We start from the raw sequence: 20,286 nt of genomic DNA, 5'->3' as shown, positions 1-20,286 counted from the left end.
GCTCTGTTTAACAAAACATTTATTTACACATCTTTAACGCTTTACTCCAGGCAACAATCGACTTGTAAGAAGTTTTGTCACCCTCACGTAAAACTGACCAGTATCTTGCGCCACCGCGCCATTTCGCATCCACTTTACCGGCGATGCGGCCATCGCGGCCTACCCAACGGTCTAAGATTCTAACGCCGCAGCTTAAGTTTTTAAGCGGGTTATGCAGCTCCTGGGCATCAGACATACCGCAATCATAGCCTTTAGAACTTTCAATCGAGATTTGTAATAGACCGCGGCTGATCACGTTATTACCAGAGCTGTCATTAAAATCTTCTTTAAAAGATGTGTTGGTATTAAAACCAGATTCGAACTTCGTCATTGCCGAGATAATATAGATCCAGTACTTTTTACGATTTTCGTACGATAGATTTTTGTAGTTCGGGCAAAACGTTGCCGTATCTGCCGGAATTACGTCTAATAGATCCTGACCGATACGATCAAGTTCAGAGTATAAGTGGTTAGACCAATCACGGCTACCCGCCACCTTGGCTTCCCAAAGCGGAGTGGCATCCGAGGTATCAACCACTGGGGCTGGGGCTGGTGTTGGGGCCGGCGTGACCACTGGCGGCTTCGGTGTTGGTGCTGGCGCTGGGGCCGGGGCTGGTGTCGGCGCTGGTGGCTTTGGCGTTGGGGCCGGCGTGACCACTGGCGGCTTCGGTGTTGGTTTAGGCTCTTGCGGTTTACCGCGTCCCATTGCATGGGCTGTCGTCATGGTGAAGGTTGCTAATACTGTGGCTACTAAGATATTTGCTGTTTGTGTTTTCATGCCCAAAGATTCGGGCAATTTTTTCCCAGACTTTAATCCTAATTATACTGTCGACATTTTTGCCACTTAAACTGAACTTTCGAGTATTACGTTGCACAAATCAGGGGGGCACCGCCCCTTCGCCTTCAACAAAATAATGGCGGCAAACAAAACATGAACCTACGAAGTGTTTTTCACTTTAATATCAGATGCACGGTACGAGCGGCTCTTTCTCGGTTGATATGGAATAAGCTTCAGCGCTTCCAAAGTATTCTGAATGACATACTTTTTAACGTGGCGAAACTCACGTCCCCAACCTGAAAGTAATCTTGAAAAGATCAAAGCCTGCCAAAACTTATACTGATTCTTTGGATGTTTACATTTATTCTCAGCGACCTTGGGGGCACCGCCCGCATCAAAACGGCGGTTCAGTAGTTTCGTCGCTAACCGCTCGCTCGAACGGATCGGATACAAAAGCAAAATTTTCTGAGCAATATGACCCGCTACAACCCGAAAAAAATTTTGCAAATCTATCCGTCTTCTTCCGCGAACTAGTAAATGAATATGATTTCCACAAATCGCCCGTTCATAAATCGAAATTTTAAAGCGCTTCGAAGCTTTACGAAGAATTGCATAAATGAGTTTATGGTGCTTCATAAGGCACCGCCCGCCGTAGGCAAAGTCAGAACGTAAAGTAACATGAATCGGAAACTTCGTCGTCAGAGGTCTGCGCGCACGACGGCGCCCAATGGAAGAGCCGCCACCATGAATTTTAGTAGCTGGCTGATTTTTAAAAAAGGATGATTGCTGCATAGTTTTAAGTAGGTGCAACGCCTTGCGCAGGGGCGGTGCCCCTTGAATCGAAAATGAGAGAAAACGGGAATCCAGAATCCGGATTGCGTAGATGGAACTCGCTCTCAGATCCGACCAGCTTGACAAAGTTTTTTCTGAACTAATTGTTGTATGCGACAAGAAGGTAAATAAAAAATGACGATCAAACCTAAAAACGTTTTAAGAAATCTCTTTTACGTTATAACTGCCATGTTCTTTATTCTTGTTGCGTTAGACGCTCCACAAAATTCGAAGGAGGATTCTACGAACGAGAACAGCGTAGCCACCTTGACAGAAAAAAACGAGAACTCAAATTTTAATTAAGAAGGATTAACCAGCTTATAGGGCTGAAAATTTATGGAGGATTATATGAGAACACTTACACCGTTCTTTACCAGCAGAAACCTAACGAGAGATTTATGGAGTGAAATGGATCGTATGTTCGATCATTTCGCTACACCGGGTCTTCCGGTTTACGATGAGCGCGAATTCACACCGGCTTCAGAATTAACCGAAGAAGAAAATCATTACATGCTAAGCATTGATTTACCCGGCATGAAAAAAGAAGATATTAAAATCGAAGTTGCTGACGGTACGTTAGTTATTTCGGGTGAACGCAAACATGAGAAAAGAAACGACGCAAATCAAGTGCATCGCTTTGAAAAGACTTACGGTATGTTCAAACGAAGCTTCGTATTACCGAACACGATCAGTGCGGACAAAGTAGAAGCCCGCTATGAAAATGGTGTCTTAGAGCTTTACTTACCGAAAACTGCCGTGGCTCAGACCAGAAAGATTGAAATCCAATCCGGCAAGAGCAGCTTCTTCGATCGTTTAACGAACAAACAGGCACAAGGTGATAATACGGACGTGCCTGTTTCCGGAAAAGATACCAAAGCTTAACGTCAGTGCCCTTGAAGTGGACCGCAAACACAGACGTCGACACGGACGTTAAATCGTTGCCCCAGTTATATAATTAACCCGCGAGGGTTTGGTCTGAGGCAAGCAAGGGGCAGAAACGTGCCCCTTGCTTTTTTTTAAGGAGAGATTATGTCAATGCCAATCGGAGCTATCCCCGTTTTACCACTCAAGAACACTGTGCTCTATCCGGGTATTACACAAACCTTGCGCGTCGGCCGCGATAAAAGTTTGAAAGCAGTCGATGCCGCAATGCTAAAAGACAACTGGATCATTACGCTGGCCCAACGTCATCCGGATAAACCCATCGAAAATCCCGACGAGTTATTTCACTGGGGAACCTTAGCAAAAATTGAATCGATCAAAGGCACGCATGAACAGGGCTACTTTGTAACTTTACGCGGCTATCACCGCATGAAGGTAAACTCATTTAAAACCGACACTGAAATTTATGAAGCCTACACTGAGCGAGTGGACGATAACTTAGATGTCGATGTCTCTACCGAGGGCGCCCTCTTACAATCATTACGCCAGATCAGTATCGAAGTCTTACAGCTGGTTCCCGGTAACACCGAGCAGGCCCAAGAGTTAGTAATGGCCATCGAGGATGTCGGCTTACTTTCTTACCTCGCTGCGGCCAATATCGAAATTACTCTTGATGAAAGACAGCACCTGCTGGAAATGGTTTCGATCAAAGAGCGTATCATGCATTTACTGACTTTGATGCACCAACAAAAAGACAATCTACAGGTGCGGCAGGATATCCGCCAGAAATTGGGTACAAAATTAGGTCAGACACAGCGTGAACATATCTTACGTGAACAACTCAAAACCATTCGCGAAGAGTTAGGTGAAGGTGATGAAAGCTCGCTGGTCGACGACTACCTTAAAAAAATTAAAGACGCCGAAATGCCTAAAGAGGCCAACGACCTGGCTATGCAACAGTTGAAAAAACTGGAAAATTCTGGCCAGCAGTCTCCCGAACACCAGATGCTCAGATCACATTTGGATTTAATGGTTTCTTTGCCGTGGAATAAATCTTCGCCGCAAAAAGATTTTAATCTCGATGAAGCCGAAAGTGTGCTGCACGCGGATCACTATGGTTTAGATAAAATTAAAAAAAGAATTCTTCAGCACCTGGCCGTCTTAAAACTTAAAAAAGAAAAACGTGGTTCGATTCTACTTTTTATCGGTCCTCCAGGGGTCGGTAAAACCTCTCTGGGGCAAAGTATTGCCCGCGCCTTAGGTAAAAAATACCAGCGCATCTCGCTGGGCGGGGTTCGCGATGAATCCGAAATCCGCGGTCACAGACGTACGTATATCGGTTCGCTTCCGGGTCGAATTATTTCGGCTCTGAAAAAGGCCGGTGAAAATGATGCGCTGTTTTTACTGGATGAGGTCGACAAAATGTCACGCAGCTTTTCCGGAGATCCTGCTTCAGCCATGCTGGAAGTTTTAGATCCGGAACAAAACACCACTTTCACTGATCACTACCTCGATACGGCATTTGATTTGTCGAATATCTTCTTTATTGCCACGGCGAATAGCCTTGAAGGTATTCCACTGCCCTTGCTTGATCGTATGGAAGTGATTGATTTGTCGGGATACACGATCGCCGAAAAGTTTCATATTGCCAAAACGCATTTGATCCCGAAACAAATCAAAGAACATGGCCTGACGCCAGACCAGATCGAGATCACGGACGAGGCTCTGTTTAAAACGATTTCACATTATACCCGTGAAGCCGGCGTGCGTGAACTGCAGCGTAAGATTGCCGAAATGGCCAGATATGCGTCTGAAAAAATCTTACGCGGCGAAAGCAAAGTCACAGTCGAACTGCAAAATCTCGAGGATATCCTTGGTCCTGAACGTTTTCAAAACGAAGTGGCCGATGTGGTGGCGACACCTGGTGTGGTCACGGGTCTTGCGTGGACACCGGTCGGCGGCGATATCTTATTTATTGAAACGGCCTTAGTTCCGGGCAAAGGTGAAATGATCGTTACCGGACAACTCGGTGACGTTATGAAAGAGTCGGCGCAAATTGCCAAATCCCTGGTAAAAGCCCGCTTACAGACCTTAGCTCCGACTTTTGATTTTAATAAGTTTGATATCCATTTGCATGTGCCATCAGGAGGAATTCCGAAAGACGGCCCGTCCGCTGGTATTGCCCTACTTACATCGCTTGCCTCCCTTATCTCCCGCCGCGTGGTAAACCCAAAACTGGCCATGACCGGCGAGATCAGTTTGCGGGGTAAAGTGATGCCGGTTGGCGGAATCAAAGAAAAAATTATTGCCGCCCACCGGGCAGGAATCAGCGAAGTGATCATGTCAGATCGAAACGAAAAGGATTTAAAAGATGTGCCTGAAGATGTCAGATCACAGATGAAAATCCATTTGGTTCAACATATCAATCAGGTATTAACCATTGCCCTTGGTATTGATCTGTCAGACTGGAGCGATGATCTTCTGTATCATCGTGACAGCCACGACGCAAACCTACCCTCCGCAATGAGCAACTAAACAGTTGCACATTGAAGCAGTCCCAGATTTCCCAGACAGTTAATCAAAGCCGATACGTTGAACTACGTATCGGCAAAGACCTTGCTCATAATTTTTAATAGCAATGAGGAGGTCGATATGCGTTCTAAAAACACCAAAGAAAGAAATATCCACGGTCCCCGTTCCCACAAAACTTCTGCCACCTTACATGATAATGCCATGAAAGATTCAAGCGAATACACTGAAGGCGCCCATGATGTGGTCGGCGAAAACGCACGCAAGTCGCGCGATAAGGCGCGAAGACATAACGAAAAACTAATTTAACCGGAGTTCAGCTATGGCGCGCGGCATATGGAGCGGAGCGATCAGCTTCGGACTACTAAATATCCCGATTTCAGTGATGACCGCAAAAGAAGAAGAGCGGATCAGCTTTCGCATGCTGGATAAGCGGGATAATTCGCCCATCGGGTACAAACAGTACTCAAAATCCACAGGTAAAGAGATCGAGCGCAAAAATATCATCAAGGCCTACGAATACGATAAAAACCAGTTTGTTGCAATTACGGAAGAAGACTTTAAAAAAGCCAACCCAAAAGCCACCCAGACGATTGATATTGAAGACTTTGTTAATCTAAAGGATGTGGACTTTTTACTTTTTGAAAAGCCGTATTACCTGGTACCTGGTAAAAATGGCGAAAAAGGTTATGTGCTTTTACGCAATATTTTAGAAGAAACAAAAAAAGCGGCGGTAGCGAAGTTTGTCTTACGCAACCGCCAGCATCTGGTTGCAATTATTCCCCGGGCTGACTACTTGATCTTAGAGGTTCTGCGTTTCGCCCATGAGGTGACCGAAATCAAACAGGCTAAATTTCTGGATGATTATGATCTTACACAGGTACGGATCTCACCGCGCGAAATGAAGGCGGCCAAAGCGCTGGTCGATGAAATGACCGAAAAATGGAAACCCGAAAAATACAAAGACACTTACCAGGACGAACTGATCAAATACATCGAACAAAAAGTAAAATCCGGTAAGGTGCGCGCAGCCGCTGCATACGAAGAATCGCCAAAAAGTACGAACACCAATCAGGCTGACTTGATGGCGTTATTACAACAAAGCCTACGCAAAGGAAAACCAACACGTGAAAAACAATCAGACATGGCGCATTTATTATCTCGAAAGAAATCAAGTGTGCATAAAAAATCAAAGACCTCACATCGAGTTCATCACTAGAAAAACATGGGTTTACAAGAATACCGCCATAAGCGCGACTTCAAAAAAACTTTAGAACCCAAAGGCAGAAAATCAGCTTCCCAGCAAAAGCTTATTTTTGTCGTGCAAAAACACGCAGCCTCGCACCTGCATTACGATTTACGCCTGGAATTTGACGGTGTCTTAAAAAGCTGGGCCGTTCCCAAAGGCCCCTCGCTTAACCCCGTTGAAAAACGCCTGGCCATCGAAGTGGAGGATCACCCGCTTGATTACGCCGATTTTGAAGGGCATATTCCAGAAGGACAGTACGGTGCCGGTGATGTGATCGTCTGGGATCGCGGCGAATGGATTGCCCCGAAAGATCCCGGCGCTGCTTTTAGCAAAGGGCATATTGAGTTTGAACTGCGCGGGCAGAAATTATCCGGTAAATGGGATCTGGTGCGCACCCGCCGGAGCACGGGCAAAAAAAACCAGTGGCTTTTATTCAAACGAAATGACCAGTTTGCCGATCCCGAACATGACATTTTAGACCAAGATAAAAGTGTTATTACCGGCCTCAGACTACCCGAAAAAAGTACACACCGGCGCAAAAAGCCAAAGCTTAAAAAAATCCGCAAAACCAAACTTCCTGATTTTATCGCCCCACAGCTGGCCTTACAGTCTGAAATTCCGCCGAGCGGAAAGGACTGGCTGCACGAAATTAAATTTGATGGCTACCGCACGCTTTGTCACAAAAATAAATCCCAGATAAAACTCTTAACCCGCTCCGGTCTTGACTGGAGCCATAAGTATAAATGCATAAAACAAGAATGCGCTAAAATTCCGGCCGACACGGCACTGTTAGATGGAGAAATCGTCTGGGTCGATAATAAGGGCGTGAGCCACTTTCAGGGGTTGCAGAATTCTCTCGACTCGCAGAGAAGTGATGATCTGTTATATTATGTTTTTGACCTCTTACATTTAAACGGCGAAGACTTACGCGCTATCCCGCTGCTGAAACGAAAAAACCTTTTGTCGGAACTGATCACAAAAACCGGCTCGAAAAAAATTCTTTTGAGTGACCACTGGCAGGGAAACGGCTCTGAAATTTTAGCCTCTGCCTGCTCACTGCACCTGGAAGGAATTGTTTCAAAAAACACCCACGCTCCTTACGAGTCCGGGCGCGGTAAAAACTGGGTTAAAAGTAAATGTGCAAAACTGCAGGAGTTCGTCATCGGCGGCTACACTCTGCAGGATAATAATAAATCGCTGGGGGCTCTGCTGATGGGAGCTTATAACCCGCAGGGAGAATTTCAGTACATCGGCCGTGTCGGCACAGGTTTTTCCGCAAAAGAAAGCACGCAACTCTTGGCAAAACTAAAAAAATACAAATCAGGCAAAAGTTTCTTTACCGCAAAATCCCCGCAACTCTCAGCCCATGATCAACGCCGCAGCCTGACCTTTGTAAAACCGGAGCTCGTGGCCCAGATTGAATTTGGCGCCTGGACGGATGAAAAAATACTGCGGCATGCAGCATTTAAAGGCTTACGTCTCGATAAACAGGCCAAGTCAGTCCGGCTTGAAGAAAGCCAGCTCATCGCCCTCACCAACCCGGATAAAATACTTTTTCCCAGAGCCAAACTTACAAAAAAGCAGCTGGCCGATTATTACAGCACCATCCAGCAATGGATTCTCCCGTATATCAAAAACCGGCCGCTGGCGCTGCTACGCTGCCCACACGGTGTTGGCCGCAGCTGTTTTTTTCAGAAACACCACGAAACCGGCGGCCCGGGCCTGTTATCGCAACAAGTGCATTCGCAGTTAAAAAACAAATCTGACGAAGTCTTATATATTGATTCGCCGGCCGGGCTTTTCGAACTGGTGCAACTGGGCACTTTAGAAATTCATGCCCGCGGGTGTTTGATCTATCAGATCGATTATCCAAACCTTATCGTCTTTGATTTAGACCCGGATCCCGGTGTTAACTTCGCAGAGGTAAAAAAGGCAGCTCTGTTGCTTAAAAATCTTCTGCAGCGGCTCAGTTTAAAAAGTTTTGTTCTGGTCAGCGGCAACAAAGGTTTACATCTTCACGTACCGATCGCCGCAAAGTACAGCTTCGATGATGTTAAAAAATTTTCGAAAGCCGTCTGCGAACAGCTTGCAAAAGAAAATCCGGGCAAGTTCACCACCGAAATAGCAAAATCCAAAAGAACAAATAAAATATTTCTGGATTACCTGCGCAACGGTTTTGGCGCCACCGCGATAGTACCGTATTCGGTGCGCGCCCAGAGCGAAGCCAGTGTCGCGCTTCCGGTCAGTTGGCAGAGCTTAAACAAAGTAAAATCGGCCAAAGACTTTAGCGTTGATCGCGTACTGAAGCTTTTAAAGCGAGCGCGCAATCCATGGGCCGGCTATTTTAATTTAGAACAAAAACTTTTTATTCTAGACCAGCTTAAAAAGCTAAACTAATTTTTTGGCATGCGTGACATAGTCTTTGAGCAAACGTTCAAGATTGGCCTGCAGTTTTGCATCGGCTAAAGTTTTATCGGCCGTTATATTTTCATGAGCTTTCGCAACACCCATCATCTCTGGATAAAGCTGCACACCCAAAACCTCAAACGGCTGGCGCGAATGCCATAGCGAACGCACACCACCTAAAGCGCCGGGTGATGCTGCCAGCAGCAGTGCCGGTTTTCCGCTTAACGACACCGGTTTTTGACGTGATAGCCAGTCGATGACGTTTTTTAACACTCCCGGGATTGATCCGTTGTACTCTGGCATGCAGACAATCAGGGCATGGGCTTCCGAAATTTTTTTACCCAGCTCCTGCACTCCCGCCGGTATGCCTGCCGATGATTCGGTATCACCGTCGTAAACAGGAATATTCAGTGGCTGCAGATCGACAAACTCGATCTCAGCGTAATTGTTTTTCTTGACGATCTCAGCTACCACTGCGCAAAGTTTTTTATTTAATGAGTCTTTTCGTAACGAACCGGCAAACGTAAGAATTTTCATGTAATACCTCTAAAGAAAAAATTATTTCTAAATGTTAACAATTGCGCAAGTCCCAACATTCCTTCTACACTTACAGTCATGGAAGTTTTAACAATCGATACCTTTAAAGAAAAAATATTTGATTTTACCGTTAACAAAGAGTGGGCCTTTAAAGGCGAAAAGCCGGCTGTGATTGACTTCTACGCCGACTGGTGTGGCCCCTGCCATCAATTAAATCCTATTTTACAGGACACCGCCGAAGCTTTTAAGGATCAGGTAAATTTTTACAAAGTGAACACCGAAGAATCGCCGGAACTAGGTGCCCTATTTGAAGTCCGCTCGATCCCTAGCCTGCTTTTTATTCCACTTGGCGAAGAACCAGCCATGGCCTCGGGAGTAATTCCTCGGGAAAAATTGGCCGAGGCCATCCGAGAAATTTTTGCCTTAAAATAGTGATGTTTTTAGGCCTCATTTTTGCCTTATTTTTCTGCCTGTAAAAGCTGCATTTGCGAGTCAAAAGTAAGCCAGTCCTTGCACTCACCATCCTATCGGTTTAGAACGTGTCATCCAAAAAATGAGTCCTAACGACAGGGAGCTGAAATGCAGATCAATAATCAAGATCTTATTAACTGGGTTAACGAAATCGCGACTTTAACAAAGCCAACAAATATCCACTGGTGCGATGGATCTGATGCTGAAAACCAAAAGCTCATCGACATGATGATTGCTTCTGGCACGTTAAAAAAATTAAACGAAACACTACGTCCGAATTCTTACCTGGCCTTATCTAATCCTGCTGACGTTGCCCGCGTCGAGGACAGAACTTTTATCTGCTCGGAAAAACAGGAAGACGCAGGGCCGACCAATAACTGGATGGCACCGGCGCAAATGCAAGAAACTTTAGGAAAACTTTTCGACGGCTGTATGCAAGGCCGTACAATGTACGTAATCCCTTTCTGCATGGGCCCGTTAGGATCACCAATTTCTAAAATCGGTTTTGAAATCACAGATTCTCCATATGTTGTCATCAACATGCGCGTAATGACCCGCATGGGCGCTAACGTGATGGCGTTAGTCAATGACGACACAGACTTTGTAAAATGCGTTCACTCAGTAGGTGCTCCATTACAACCTGGTCAAAAAGACGTTAGCTGGCCGTGCAACGCCGACACAAAATACATCGTTCACTACCCAGAACAAAAATCAATCTGGTCATTCGGTTCTGGCTACGGCGGAAACGCATTACTTGGCAAAAAATGTTTCGCTTTACGTATCGCTTCAACCCTAGGGCGCGAAGAAGGCTGGTTAGCCGAACACATGTTAATTTTAGGTGTTGAAAATGCCAAACAAGAGAAAAAATACGTCGCTGCGGCTTTCCCATCTGCGTGCGGTAAAACAAACTTTGCAATGTTAATCCCGCCCAAAGATTTACAGGACTGGAAAATCACTACCGTTGGCGATGATATCGCGTGGATCAAACCTGATCTTAACGGCCAATTACGTGCGATCAACCCTGAAGCGGGTTTCTTCGGTGTGGCTCCAGGCACAAGCTTTAAAACCAATCCAAACGCGATGTTAACAATCGCCAAAAACACGATTTTCACAAACGTAGCTCTAACACCAGAAGGCGATGTTTGGTGGGAAGGTATGACGGATACTCCGCCGGCAAAATTAACTGACTGGCAAGGTAATGAGTGGACTCCGGGTTGTGGCCGACTCGCTGCTCACCCGAACGCTCGCTTCACAGTGCCTGCGTCGCAATGCCCTTCGGCAGATGCCAATATGGAAAACCCGGCGGGCGTTCCGATTGAAGCATTTATCTTCGGCGGTCGCCGTGCAGATACAATTCCACTGGTTTCTCAGGCTAAAGACTGGAACACCGGCGTATACTTCGCTTCAACTGTGGGTTCAGAAACCACAGCCGCTGCAACCGGCGCAGTAGGTGTTGTTCGCCGTGACCCGATGGCTATGTTACCGTTCTGCGGTTACAACATCGGTGACTACTTCAAACACTGGTTAAAAATGCCAAACCGTATCGCGAAAACCCCAGAGATCTTTATCGTGAACTGGTTCCGTAAAAACGAGCAAGGCAAGTTCATGTGGCCAGGATACGGCGACAATATGCGCGTATTAAAATGGATGTTCGAACGTATCGAAGGTCGTGCGCACGCTATAGAAACAGAGTTAGGCTATGCTCCGCAGTACAAAGACTTAGACTGGTCAGGTTTAGATTTTTCTAACGAGCAATTCAATGCGGCGATGAAAATCGACAATGAAAAATGGCAGATGGAATTAGCAATGCATAAAGAATTTTTCTTAACGTTAAAAAACTCTCTGCCAACAGAGTTCATTAACATTCAGGAAACAAAAGCGATGAGCTTTAAAAAAGCCGGAACCCCGGCTTCAGAAGCTACAATGTAGTTATTAGAAAATTAAAATTGTCCGGTGGTTAATAACACCAGAGTGCAGGCATGGATCGTATCTATGCCTGTTTTTTTTAGATCAAAGGCAATGGCCGGGTTCTCAGTGCCGGGATTAAAGATCACCCGTCTTGGTTTTAAGTTAATAATCTTATCTTTCATCGTTACACTGATGCGCGGGTTGACGTACATAGTTATGGTATCTATCGGGTGATTTATCGAACTTAGGTCAGCATGCACACTATGGCCGGCAATTTCTTTTAGAGTCGGATGCACCAGGATCGGTTCGTGCCCGTGTTCTTTCAACATCATCATCGCCTTATAAGAAAAACGATCCGGTTTATCAGAGGCACCCAGAATAACAACTTTTTCGGCCATACGGCGTTCCGCCTTTCAGTATGATCTGCCTTCGGCAGACCCTATTTCAGTATGATCTGCCTTCGGCAGACCCTATTCTAAAGAGATCACTTGGTGATCCTTTGGTAAATAAATTTAACCCTAGTCTTTAGCGTATAAAATTATTTTCTTTTTTCCCACCCCGGTTTTAGGGGTCTGTCTCGCGTCACTGTTAAATCCGGATACCTGTTTTTCGCCAGCAAAAAATCGACCATATCCTTTGCCGGGGCACGCATACTCAACCAGGATTTGCCGTCGGCAAAATCCAGGAATATCGGCGTGCGGTCGTGGCCATTTGCCAGAACAAAGGGTGAGGGTTCGGTGGTAAGAATGGTACAGGAAAAAAGTTGCTTATTGCCTTCAGGATTAACCCAAACATCAAAAAGCCCTGCCGCAAACATCAATGAAGTTTCAGAATTAAATGCAATCACATGCCCGGCATGCGGTCCCTCGTAAACGGATTCGTAAAAACAGGTCATCGGGATCATACAGTGACGGTTTAAAAACGGATCGCGCCATGCCGGTTTTTCGGTTACGGTTTCGATGCGCGCGTTATGCGTGGCAAACTTTACTTTAGGTTCTTTTGACCACGCCGGCACCAACGAAAAATTCATCGGCGTAAGCTTTAACCCCTGCGGAGTCGTCACAATAACCGGCACCGCAGTGTACGGCAGCGCCCGCAGCGACACGTCATCCTGCAAATTGCCAGTATCGATGCCTAGATTTTTTAGCTGATCGGCACGGGTGGTAAAACCAAACTGCGAGCACATGGCTTTAATCCAGAAAAATATTTAACCGCAGCTTGAGAAGCGGACTTAATCCCACCGAAAACCAGTTGATAGTTCTATCGGCATTTAAAAAGACCACCGTCGGTGTGCCCTGCACCCCGAACTTCTGTGCTACTTCACCGGAAAAATCATAACCTACCGGAAACTGGTACCCGCGTTCAGCGGTAACTTTATCGACCAGGGCTTTTTCTTCACCCATAGAAACCGCGAGAACATCCTCTGCGGAAATTCTTTTTTCTATAACTAGTCCGTTGATGCGTGAAAGCTCCAATTCACAGGGCGGACACCAGGTGGCCCAGAAAACCAAAACCTTTTTCGCGTGCAGGTCTTTCGAATCAAAAGTTAACCCACTGTTGGTCAGAAGTGAAAACTCCGGGGCCTGGCCGCCTTCACTTTTAAAGTTGGCGTAGATACCGGGAATTTTCGTGGCCAGTAAAGCCAGAATCACAACCGTAAAGATGATATTAAGCACGCGGGCGACAGATTTAAATGTCATTTTAAAACTCACTCAATGCCAACTTCTTTGAGTTCATCACGAACACCCCATAATTTCTTAAGAAGGTGCGGTGCATGTGAACCGACGTAAGCCATTATGATAAACTTTAAAGTACGCCCTGCCAGCGAAACCAAAAAAATCTGCACTAACGGAATCCCGGCAAGAACCGCCAGGATAATCGCCGGCTGTTGGGTAAAAGGTGTCGCAGCCACGGCAAATAACAACCATAGACCGTACTCATCAAAAAACTTTTGCGTGCGGATCCACGCCGAACTGCTTTGAATATCGGGAAACATGGTTTCTACAACCTGAATTCCGTAAAGCTGGATAATATAAGCTAAGATTAATGCGCCGATAGCCGAGCCAATTCCGACAAACAATGAGAAGTACAACCACTTATGTGGTTTTAACATCGAGCTGGAAATTAATATACCGTCGGTCGGAATAACCACCAGAAAGTTATCTAATATCGCCAAAAGCGATAACAGCGGTAAATACCAGATGCGATCAATATAATATTGGAGAAGCTTTACCGCGTGGGTAATAAATCGTTTTATTTTATCCATTACCAAAAGCGTAACACTACACTTTTAAGGATTCTATCTTTTGCGCAACTGTCAAAGCTTCGCTAAATGCACATTCAAAGGCAGGATTTGCCCAATTATCTTGATTTGCGAAGAAAATCTTGTTGTTTACCGGCCTAGTGAGCTTTTCAACCGTACCAGCGGCAATGATGCCTTTGTTAGCCAGCGGCAATGAATGCCCCCAGCGTGTCAAACGATAGCCTTTGATTTTGCTTGCATCGATCTTTACAGCTTTACAAAACTCAGCGATTTCGTTTTGCGAAGCCACTAAGTGTTTTTGATGCGCAAACGGGCTAAATAAGAACTGTCTTGCACCATCAAACGGCAGCGGACGGTACATGGTTAATACCGAATGATTGACCTCATCGTTTTGCGCCCAAGAACCAAAGCACACATCTGTCATTAAATTTTTTGGTGGCTTCAGCGCTGATGGCGCTGGCTGCATTTTGCCGTTTAACGTAAACACATCAAACCCGGGCGATGGCACTGCCCCATCCATGATCACATTCGTCACGATGTACCCGCGCCACATTAAATCCTGCATCGCTTTTAACTGGTCTTCAGGCAGATTTACGATCACACGTTCAGCAACAAATTTCGGAAAGGCACAAACCACAAAATCGGTTTCGATGGTGATTAACTGGCCGTCTTTAGATTCGTAAGTGACCCAGACTTTGCCGTCGGCTTTTTCTTCAATACGTAAAACAAATGCACCCGACAAAACATGACCTTCCGGTAAAGTCTTTTGTAAATGCTGGTAAACCACCTGCGTGATGTACGCATTACCGCCCGGTAACGCCAGCACACCATCGACTTCTGCAGTTACGAAGTTTAATACCTGGGCCGCAGATAATTCGTCGATTGAACCACCGAATGAAGACCAGCAATACGCTTGAAAATACTCTGAAATATGCGGATGCACATCAATGAAGGTTTCTGATAACCACTGTGCAAAAGTCATATTATCTAAACGGCAAAGCTCTTCATACGAAACGGCCGAGTCTTCAAACCACGGAATATCCGGGTAAGCTTCGTTGTAAATACGGCGCATCTCTGCTTCAACCTTAATGAACTGCCCAGCGTTTTTAGGATCAGATGCGCCTTTCCAGAAATCCCGCATTAAAGCGTTTTTAAAATTAACGGAAGTTTCAGTGTCAGATTCTAATTTTAATTTATCGGCGATGCCGGTTGCTTTAAAGAACACATCGATATCGGAACCTTCATCCGGAATCGTGACGTACGCGGCACCGATTGAGTAGAATGAGCCGTCAAAGTTTTCACCTTTAGAGTTACCGCCAAACACCTGATCCTGCTCTAATAACATCGGGCTTAATCCCTGTAAGTGGTAGGCCGACAACAGTCCTGCCATACCGCCACCCGCTACTACAACTTTTGTTGATTTGCTCGGGGCCGGAATACCGCCTTTTTTCGCCACGTAACCATCTATGTTCCATAAGATATCGTGTGGGCGATTGATATTATCACCGTTAAAATCCAAGCTTGAAGACTCACTGTAAGGAACATGTTGAATAGGATTATCATTTGCATTTTCATTGCGTGGTTTGCCAGGTGCCTGACCCAACATTAAACCAGTTGATGCCTTAGAATTTACGGCATAGCCAAGAACGAAACTTGCAAAACTAACGTAAGATGACGACTTAATGAATTGACGACGATTAACTGACATAGGTGCACTCACTTACCCGAGGCCATCCCGTATTACAATGAAATGCCCTTTATTTATCATTGGACTTTCAGGCTATTTTCATTTAGCTTTCATTTATGGGGTATTTTTGCCCAAAACGATTATATTATATTTGAAAACAATTTAAGCATTCTGAAGGAGCAGCTTATGGGTTTAAAAAATGAGAAAAAAGTCATCGAGGCATTAAACAAAATTTTAGAAGCCGAGCTAGCTGGCGTTGTCCGTTACACGCACTACTCGTTAATGGTGTTCGGTCACAACCGTATTCCAATCATCAAGTGGTTCCGCGATCAAGCGACAGAATCATTAGCCCACGCCTCACAAGCCGGCGAACACATCACAACTCTTGGTGGCCACCCGTCATTAAAAATCGGTCCCTTACTAGAGACACACAAACACTCATTAAACGATATTTTAAAAGAAAGCCTGGATCACGAAATGGCGCAGCTTAAAAACTTACACAGCTTATTAAAGCTGGTTGAAGGCCAATCGGTATTCTTAGAAGAGTACGCTCGCCAAATGATTTACGACGAAGAAATGCACGTTTCTGAAGTAAACAAAATGTTACGCGCCCAACCGAAATAGTCCTTTTACAAATTTTAGATACAAAAAAAGCTAACTCCTTAAAGAGTTAGCTTTTTTTATTTCTGAATGTAATTAAAAAATTACTTTGTCGTGTTGAAAGTAAACACGCTTACACGGTCTACTAACTCCGGAAAATCGATGAACGGATTACGGTTACCCTGTAGATCTTCAATCTGGTCATTTCTTAATTGCTCAGCGGCATCTACCGGATCTTCATGATTCCACTTTCTTAAGGTGGCTTCCTGAGCGCCGCCGACTTTCATTTTGTAGCGGGCTGCGAAGTAAAAAATAGCGCGCGCGACGTTACCACGGTGAGCTACCGGTGGTTCAAATACCACGCCGCCTTTACCGCTGGCTTCATGACCTAAACGGTTTTGCGAACATTTTAATTTTTCGGCGTCTTTACCGACTTCGCCAAACTGCAAAGAGCTTCTGTGGCTGTTCATCTGTGAATCTGTCGGATATAAGTGGTGTAAATCAGATTTCTGCATTTCTGCCGGAAAACGGCTGGTAAAACGGCTTTGTGGCCAGGTGTGTTCACAGTTTAAAATTGAACCATTTGACGGAATCATGCCCGGGCCGATGTTGCCTGTTTTACCGAAGTCTTCATCGGTAAAATATTTTTCGCAATAAACATCTTTAACAGTGTATTCGCCGCGAGTGTTGGTCTCTAGGTGTAATTTACCAAACATATGTTTTCTGGCACGGTCGTAACCTAAAGCCTGGTGCTGAATGCAGGATTGATTTTCTTCTAATTCTACTGACTCGCAGTCGGGAGCTAAGGTATCTGGCTGGCCTTTGGTTTTTATATGAGCATCTGCAGATACGTGATAAATGGCTTCGAGAAGTTCGGCGTCTTTAAGTTGGCCTGATTGGACTTGGGAAATAAACTCTTTTCCGTAGTAATAGTTTTTCTGTGAGACAAAGGCATTGGCTAAGCTTGCGGTTAAAGTTAAACACCAAACGGCAGCAATCGTTCTCGTAAAATTCCAATACATGTATCCCCCCCCAAATCCTTAGGAAACAAATTGAATCAGTAGTTGTTGGCAAAAAGCTAACAACACTTTTGCGGTATTTCACCAAATTTATTGTCAGGATTAGGTTTTTGAAACGCCGTGCTAAAATGTGAATTTTCGCAGCATCTCCGAATGAAAGGTGCTTAAATCCATCGTATGTCTAAATTAATCTTTGCTGTTTTTATTATGTTGAGTTCTTTAAATGCTTTGGCCGAATATAAAGCAGAAAACCGTTGGAAATCTGTAAGTGGTGTCAAAGTAGGCGCTAAATTTTTTTCCATCTGGGAATCGCGCGGAGTGATTCAATATAACGATTTTCAACTCTTACCCGTGGTTGCGGTTTTTATGTTTGAAGACCGATTTGAGTTTTTGACCAGCTCTGTCAGCTACCGTGATTTTATCTATCAAGATAAAATCCGTTTTCGCACCCGCGTGCAGGCGATCAGTGATAATCCGATTTTTCCCAAGCATGACAGCATTGCCGATATCTACCCTGACCGCGAAGACTCGTGGGAGTGGGTAAACAGACTTGAGTTTTTTATTCCGGGCTACAACGAAGACTATATTTCAGAGATCGACTTTGGCCTTAATAAGGACTTAAAAGCCCACAACGGCCTTTACGCCGAGCTGATCGGCAAGGTAAAGCTGTTTTCTTTCTTAAATACTTTTGTAAAAACCTCGATGGTTGAACCGAATTTAGTACTTACACTGGGCTACGGCGATAAACGCCACAATGAATTTTACTACGGCGCGGTCGACTCAGACGGCTTAAATAATCTTTCGTATGGCCTGTGGTTTCATTTTAATGATTTAGCCGACCGCAATAATCCGGTGATTACGGTTAAACACTTTGAAGTGTTGGGTGAAAAAAATAAAAACGGAATCTTAGCGCGTGACCGCAACGAAGGCTGGGCTGCGACTTTTACTTACACACATGATTTGTTAAAATAATTTTTTACATGAAAAAACCATTTTACCTTATTAAATCGTTAGGCACCTTTGGCATCACCGCCTACTGGCTGGGTTTAAGTTATATTCAACCCAAAAAAGTTACTCACTACAAAAAGCGCTGGGCTGAAAGTGTGATGAACTATATTGGCTACACGGTTCATCATCAGGGTGATTTTTCGCACGAGGGCCCACGCATCTATGTCGGCAATCACGTCAGCTACTTAGATATTTTGCTGTTAATGGCCGTAAATCCGAATATTGCCTTTTTAGCCAAAAAAGAAGTGCGCCGCTGGCCGATTTTAGGCTTGGCAGCAGTTCGTGTCGGCACTTTATTTGTCGATCGTGAATCCAAACATGACCGCGAAAGACTGCGGACCCAACTGGGCGAACAACTTGTTAATAAAAAATCACAACTGGTAATTTTTCCGTCAGGAACGACAACCCTAAAAGAAGAAAAGATGTGGAAAAAAGGAATTTTTGAAATTGCCCAACACTACAATATTCCGGTGCAGTTATTTAAAATTGACTACCACCCCTACCGCGAATCATCGTTTATCGATGACGACAGCATGATCGGTAAAATGATCGAACAGTTCAGTCTGCCAGAGAAAAAAGCGCACGTGACCTGGCTTGACAGCATTTTCGTATCACACCCGGAAAATGACGCCGAAAATTTGCGTCAGAAAGTTAAGAGAGAGTAATGCTACCAACACATATCATGTACGGACTTATTATCGGCTTGGTCGCGGGCCTTTCTTCGGGGCTGTTCGGTATCGGCGGCGGTGTTATTATTGTGCCCTTATTGATTTATATTTTTAATTTTCAGCAACAGACAGCCACGGCAACTTCACTGGTGGCGCTGTTGTTACCAGTCGGTGTCCTCGGGGTATGGAACTACTATCGCGCCGGCGCTATACAAATGGATAATATTAAACTGGGGCTGGTGATTGCGTCGGCGATGTTTATCGGCACGTTATTTGGTTCAAAAATCGCCGTCGGTCTTCAGTCATTAACTCTAACCCGGATGTTTTCGGTGTTTTTAGTGATCGTGGCTGTGCGCCTTTGGTTTACGGCGAGATAATTATGATGACGAATAAGCTTTTTATAAAATATTTTCTTCTGTTTTTCTCGGGTCTGCTTTTGGGAAGCCTTGGGGTATACAGTTATTTCAATCACTTTGCTGCACAAAGCGAATCCAAAAGCAGCAAAGCTTACGAAGTGCACTTGGGACAAAAAGAATTTGTTAACCCACTGGTTGATTGCAATCAATGGAGCGATCAACTTCCCCCGAAAGCCAATGCTCTTAAAGAAAAAATAGAAAACTACATCAACACTTCAAAAAATAACAAAAATACAGAGCAAATCAGTGTTTTTTACAGAGACTTACTTAACGGCCCTCAGATTGAGATAGACGCAAATGAAAAATTTGCTGCCGCAAGCCTGCTAAAAGTTCCGATATTAATTTACTATATGAAGCTGGCCGAAAAAAACCCTGAGATACTTAAAAAGAAAATTAAATTTAGCCTAAAAGACAGTAAGGTCACCTTTGCCGTACAAAAAATTACCCCACCCCTTACCTTACAAGACGGTCAGGAATACTTAGTCGACGAACTGTTATCCCGAATGATTACTTTTTCTGATAATTATTCTGCTGAAATGTTATTGCGAGAAAGACCTGAACTAAATATTTCACAACTTCTTACTGACATGGGAATAACCCTGGATAATATAGCTAACGATTACTGGATTACCGTACGCGGGTATTCGTCGATTTTCCGCATATTGTATAATGCGACTTACTTAAGTACGACAATGTCTAATGCCTCACTTCAGCTTCTCAGCTTCAGCGAATTCAGAGTCGGGCTACGGGCGCCATTGCCAGAAAACATTAAGGTATCCAGCAAGTTTGGCGAACGCAATTCAGAAAACCTGGCGCAACTCCACGACTGCGGTATCGTGTACCACCCCCAGCGTCCGTATATTTTGTGTGTTATGACCCGAGGTCAGGATACTGATAAATTGATCGCTGCGATTAGCGATGTATCAAAAATTGTTTGGCATGATGTGAATAAAAAAGAACCCTAAAGCATTGCACCTTTGATCCGACTCGCAGAA

At 44.8% G+C, this 20,286-nt stretch carries 21 protein-coding genes; 12 read left to right on the top strand and 9 right to left on the bottom strand.

Annotated elements, in window-relative coordinates; genetic code table 11:
* Positions 1-19: 19 nt before the first annotated feature.
* Positions 20-817, bottom strand: coding sequence for a hypothetical protein (locus AC04MM_RS12790; protein ID WP_475380759.1), 798 nt, complete (start codon positions 815-817; stop codon positions 20-22).
* Positions 818-976: 159 nt separating this feature from the next.
* The gene (locus tag AC04MM_RS12785) at positions 977-1,768 is read right to left on the bottom strand and encodes a transposase (RefSeq protein ID WP_475380758.1); all 792 of its coding nucleotides are present in this window, start codon (positions 1,766-1,768) and stop codon (positions 977-979) included.
* Between the two features lie 228 nt (positions 1,769-1,996).
* Here AC04MM_RS12785 and AC04MM_RS12780 point away from each other — a divergent pair, with 228 nt between their 5' ends.
* From AC04MM_RS12780 to ligD, 5 genes are all read left to right on the top strand, one after another.
* Positions 1,997-2,530 carry an Hsp20/alpha crystallin family protein gene (locus AC04MM_RS12780; protein ID WP_475380757.1) on the top strand — a complete coding sequence of 178 codons (534 nt, stop codon included), beginning with the start codon at positions 1,997-1,999 and terminating at the stop codon, positions 2,528-2,530.
* Between the two features lie 147 nt (positions 2,531-2,677).
* On the top strand, positions 2,678-5,065 hold the full coding sequence (gene lon / locus AC04MM_RS12775) for an endopeptidase La (protein ID WP_475380756.1): 2,388 nt from the start codon (positions 2,678-2,680) through the stop codon (positions 5,063-5,065).
* 117 nt (positions 5,066-5,182) lie between these two features.
* Positions 5,183-5,368: a hypothetical protein gene (locus AC04MM_RS12770; protein WP_475380755.1), complete on the top strand. Its 186-nt coding sequence runs from the start codon at positions 5,183-5,185 to the stop codon at positions 5,366-5,368.
* 13 nt (positions 5,369-5,381) lie between these two features.
* Complete coding sequence (gene ku, locus AC04MM_RS12765) at positions 5,382-6,278, top strand: non-homologous end joining protein Ku (RefSeq protein WP_475380754.1); 897 nt, start codon at positions 5,382-5,384, stop codon at positions 6,276-6,278.
* Positions 6,279-6,284: 6 nt separating this feature from the next.
* Positions 6,285-8,705 (top strand): DNA ligase D, encoded by a 2,421-nt coding sequence (gene ligD, locus AC04MM_RS12760; RefSeq protein ID WP_475380753.1) that lies wholly within the window; start codon positions 6,285-6,287, stop codon positions 8,703-8,705.
* Here ligD and AC04MM_RS12755 read toward each other — a convergent pair.
* A complete protein-coding gene (locus tag AC04MM_RS12755) occupies positions 8,697-9,251 on the bottom strand; it encodes an NADPH-dependent FMN reductase (protein ID WP_475380752.1) in 555 nt (184 codons plus the stop codon). The two genes, ligD and AC04MM_RS12755, sit on opposite strands and share 9 nt — an antisense overlap.
* A 78-nt stretch (positions 9,252-9,329) precedes the next feature.
* Here AC04MM_RS12755 and AC04MM_RS12750 point away from each other — a divergent pair, with 78 nt between their 5' ends.
* Positions 9,330-9,683, top strand: coding sequence for a thioredoxin family protein (locus AC04MM_RS12750; RefSeq protein WP_475380751.1), 354 nt, complete (start codon positions 9,330-9,332; stop codon positions 9,681-9,683).
* Between the two features lie 147 nt (positions 9,684-9,830).
* Positions 9,831-11,651, top strand: a complete 1,821-nt coding sequence (locus AC04MM_RS12745) for a phosphoenolpyruvate carboxykinase (GTP) (protein WP_475380750.1) — start codon at positions 9,831-9,833, stop codon at positions 11,649-11,651.
* Between the two features lie 11 nt (positions 11,652-11,662).
* Here the strand turns inward: AC04MM_RS12745 and AC04MM_RS12740 are convergent, their stop codons facing one another.
* The 5 genes from AC04MM_RS12740 to AC04MM_RS12720 form a co-directional block, all read right to left on the bottom strand.
* The gene (locus AC04MM_RS12740) at positions 11,663-12,028 is read right to left on the bottom strand and encodes a CoA-binding protein (protein WP_475380749.1); all 366 of its coding nucleotides are present in this window, start codon (positions 12,026-12,028) and stop codon (positions 11,663-11,665) included.
* Between the two features lie 140 nt (positions 12,029-12,168).
* Positions 12,169-12,816, bottom strand: coding sequence for an SOS response-associated peptidase (locus AC04MM_RS12735; RefSeq protein WP_475380748.1), 648 nt, complete (start codon positions 12,814-12,816; stop codon positions 12,169-12,171).
* Between the two features lie 4 nt (positions 12,817-12,820).
* Complete coding sequence (locus AC04MM_RS12730) at positions 12,821-13,330, bottom strand: TlpA family protein disulfide reductase (RefSeq protein ID WP_475380747.1); 510 nt, start codon at positions 13,328-13,330, stop codon at positions 12,821-12,823.
* An 8-nt stretch (positions 13,331-13,338) separates the two neighbouring features.
* Positions 13,339-13,896 (bottom strand): YqaA family protein, encoded by a 558-nt coding sequence (locus tag AC04MM_RS12725; protein WP_475380746.1) that lies wholly within the window; start codon positions 13,894-13,896, stop codon positions 13,339-13,341.
* A 16-nt stretch (positions 13,897-13,912) separates the two neighbouring features.
* Entirely contained in the window at positions 13,913-15,601 is a 1,689-nt protein-coding gene (locus AC04MM_RS12720) for an FAD-dependent oxidoreductase (RefSeq protein WP_475380745.1), read from the bottom strand.
* A gap of 165 nt (positions 15,602-15,766) precedes the next feature.
* Here AC04MM_RS12720 and AC04MM_RS12715 point away from each other — a divergent pair, with 165 nt between their 5' ends.
* Positions 15,767-16,204, top strand: coding sequence for a ferritin-like domain-containing protein (locus AC04MM_RS12715; RefSeq protein WP_475380744.1), 438 nt, complete (start codon positions 15,767-15,769; stop codon positions 16,202-16,204).
* A gap of 80 nt (positions 16,205-16,284) precedes the next feature.
* On the opposite strand, the gene AC04MM_RS12710 is transcribed toward AC04MM_RS12715, so the two are convergent.
* Positions 16,285-17,202, bottom strand: a complete 918-nt coding sequence (locus AC04MM_RS12710) for an endonuclease I family protein (RefSeq protein ID WP_475380743.1) — start codon at positions 17,200-17,202, stop codon at positions 16,285-16,287.
* Between the two features lie 174 nt (positions 17,203-17,376).
* Between AC04MM_RS12710 and AC04MM_RS12705 the strand changes: the two genes are divergently transcribed.
* Genes AC04MM_RS12705 through AC04MM_RS12690 form a run of 4 tightly spaced genes read left to right on the top strand, consistent with a single transcriptional unit; the run spans position 17,377 to position 20,256 of the window.
* Positions 17,377-18,171, top strand: coding sequence for a hypothetical protein (locus AC04MM_RS12705; RefSeq protein ID WP_475380742.1), 795 nt, complete (start codon positions 17,377-17,379; stop codon positions 18,169-18,171).
* An 8-nt stretch (positions 18,172-18,179) separates the two neighbouring features.
* Positions 18,180-18,872, top strand: coding sequence for a lysophospholipid acyltransferase family protein (locus tag AC04MM_RS12700; RefSeq protein ID WP_475380741.1), 693 nt, complete (start codon positions 18,180-18,182; stop codon positions 18,870-18,872).
* Positions 18,872-19,252, top strand: a complete 381-nt coding sequence (locus AC04MM_RS12695) for a TSUP family transporter (RefSeq protein ID WP_475380740.1) — start codon at positions 18,872-18,874, stop codon at positions 19,250-19,252. The genes AC04MM_RS12700 and AC04MM_RS12695 overlap by 1 nt, the downstream gene beginning before the upstream one ends.
* A 5-nt stretch (positions 19,253-19,257) precedes the next feature.
* The gene (locus AC04MM_RS12690) at positions 19,258-20,256 is read left to right on the top strand and encodes a serine hydrolase (protein WP_475380739.1); all 999 of its coding nucleotides are present in this window, start codon (positions 19,258-19,260) and stop codon (positions 20,254-20,256) included.
* The last annotated feature ends 30 nt before the right edge of the window (positions 20,257-20,286 follow it).

This window comes from Bdellovibrio sp. SBM16, from assembly GCF_056175625.1.
The sequence above is the reverse complement of the archived record's forward strand: the minus strand, read 5'-3'. Positions and strand labels throughout refer to the sequence as shown.

Coding starts and splice junctions, on each gene's coding strand:
- ku (WP_475380754.1), top strand. CDS start 5,382: ATGGCGCGCGGCATATGGAGCGGAGCGATCAGCTTCGGACTACTAAAT.
- AC04MM_RS12730 (WP_475380747.1), bottom strand. CDS start 13,330: ATGACATTTAAATCTGTCGCCCGCGTGCTTAATATCATCTTTACGGTT.
- AC04MM_RS12750 (WP_475380751.1), top strand. CDS start 9,330: ATGGAAGTTTTAACAATCGATACCTTTAAAGAAAAAATATTTGATTTT.
- AC04MM_RS12780 (WP_475380757.1), top strand. CDS start 1,997: ATGAGAACACTTACACCGTTCTTTACCAGCAGAAACCTAACGAGAGAT.
- AC04MM_RS12740 (WP_475380749.1), bottom strand. CDS start 12,028: ATGGCCGAAAAAGTTGTTATTCTGGGTGCCTCTGATAAACCGGATCGT.
- AC04MM_RS12755 (WP_475380752.1), bottom strand. CDS start 9,251: ATGAAAATTCTTACGTTTGCCGGTTCGTTACGAAAAGACTCATTAAAT.
- ligD (WP_475380753.1), top strand. CDS start 6,285: ATGGGTTTACAAGAATACCGCCATAAGCGCGACTTCAAAAAAACTTTA.
- AC04MM_RS12715 (WP_475380744.1), top strand. CDS start 15,767: ATGGGTTTAAAAAATGAGAAAAAAGTCATCGAGGCATTAAACAAAATT.
- AC04MM_RS12725 (WP_475380746.1), bottom strand. CDS start 13,896: ATGGATAAAATAAAACGATTTATTACCCACGCGGTAAAGCTTCTCCAA.
- AC04MM_RS12720 (WP_475380745.1), bottom strand. CDS start 15,601: ATGTCAGTTAATCGTCGTCAATTCATTAAGTCGTCATCTTACGTTAGT.
- AC04MM_RS12735 (WP_475380748.1), bottom strand. CDS start 12,816: ATGTGCTCGCAGTTTGGTTTTACCACCCGTGCCGATCAGCTAAAAAAT.
- AC04MM_RS12770 (WP_475380755.1), top strand. CDS start 5,183: ATGCGTTCTAAAAACACCAAAGAAAGAAATATCCACGGTCCCCGTTCC.
- AC04MM_RS12710 (WP_475380743.1), bottom strand. CDS start 17,202: ATGTATTGGAATTTTACGAGAACGATTGCTGCCGTTTGGTGTTTAACT.
- lon (WP_475380756.1), top strand. CDS start 2,678: ATGTCAATGCCAATCGGAGCTATCCCCGTTTTACCACTCAAGAACACT.
- AC04MM_RS12690 (WP_475380739.1), top strand. CDS start 19,258: ATGACGAATAAGCTTTTTATAAAATATTTTCTTCTGTTTTTCTCGGGT.
- AC04MM_RS12705 (WP_475380742.1), top strand. CDS start 17,377: ATGTCTAAATTAATCTTTGCTGTTTTTATTATGTTGAGTTCTTTAAAT.
- AC04MM_RS12790 (WP_475380759.1), bottom strand. CDS start 817: ATGAAAACACAAACAGCAAATATCTTAGTAGCCACAGTATTAGCAACC.
- AC04MM_RS12700 (WP_475380741.1), top strand. CDS start 18,180: ATGAAAAAACCATTTTACCTTATTAAATCGTTAGGCACCTTTGGCATC.
- AC04MM_RS12695 (WP_475380740.1), top strand. CDS start 18,872: ATGCTACCAACACATATCATGTACGGACTTATTATCGGCTTGGTCGCG.
- AC04MM_RS12745 (WP_475380750.1), top strand. CDS start 9,831: ATGCAGATCAATAATCAAGATCTTATTAACTGGGTTAACGAAATCGCG.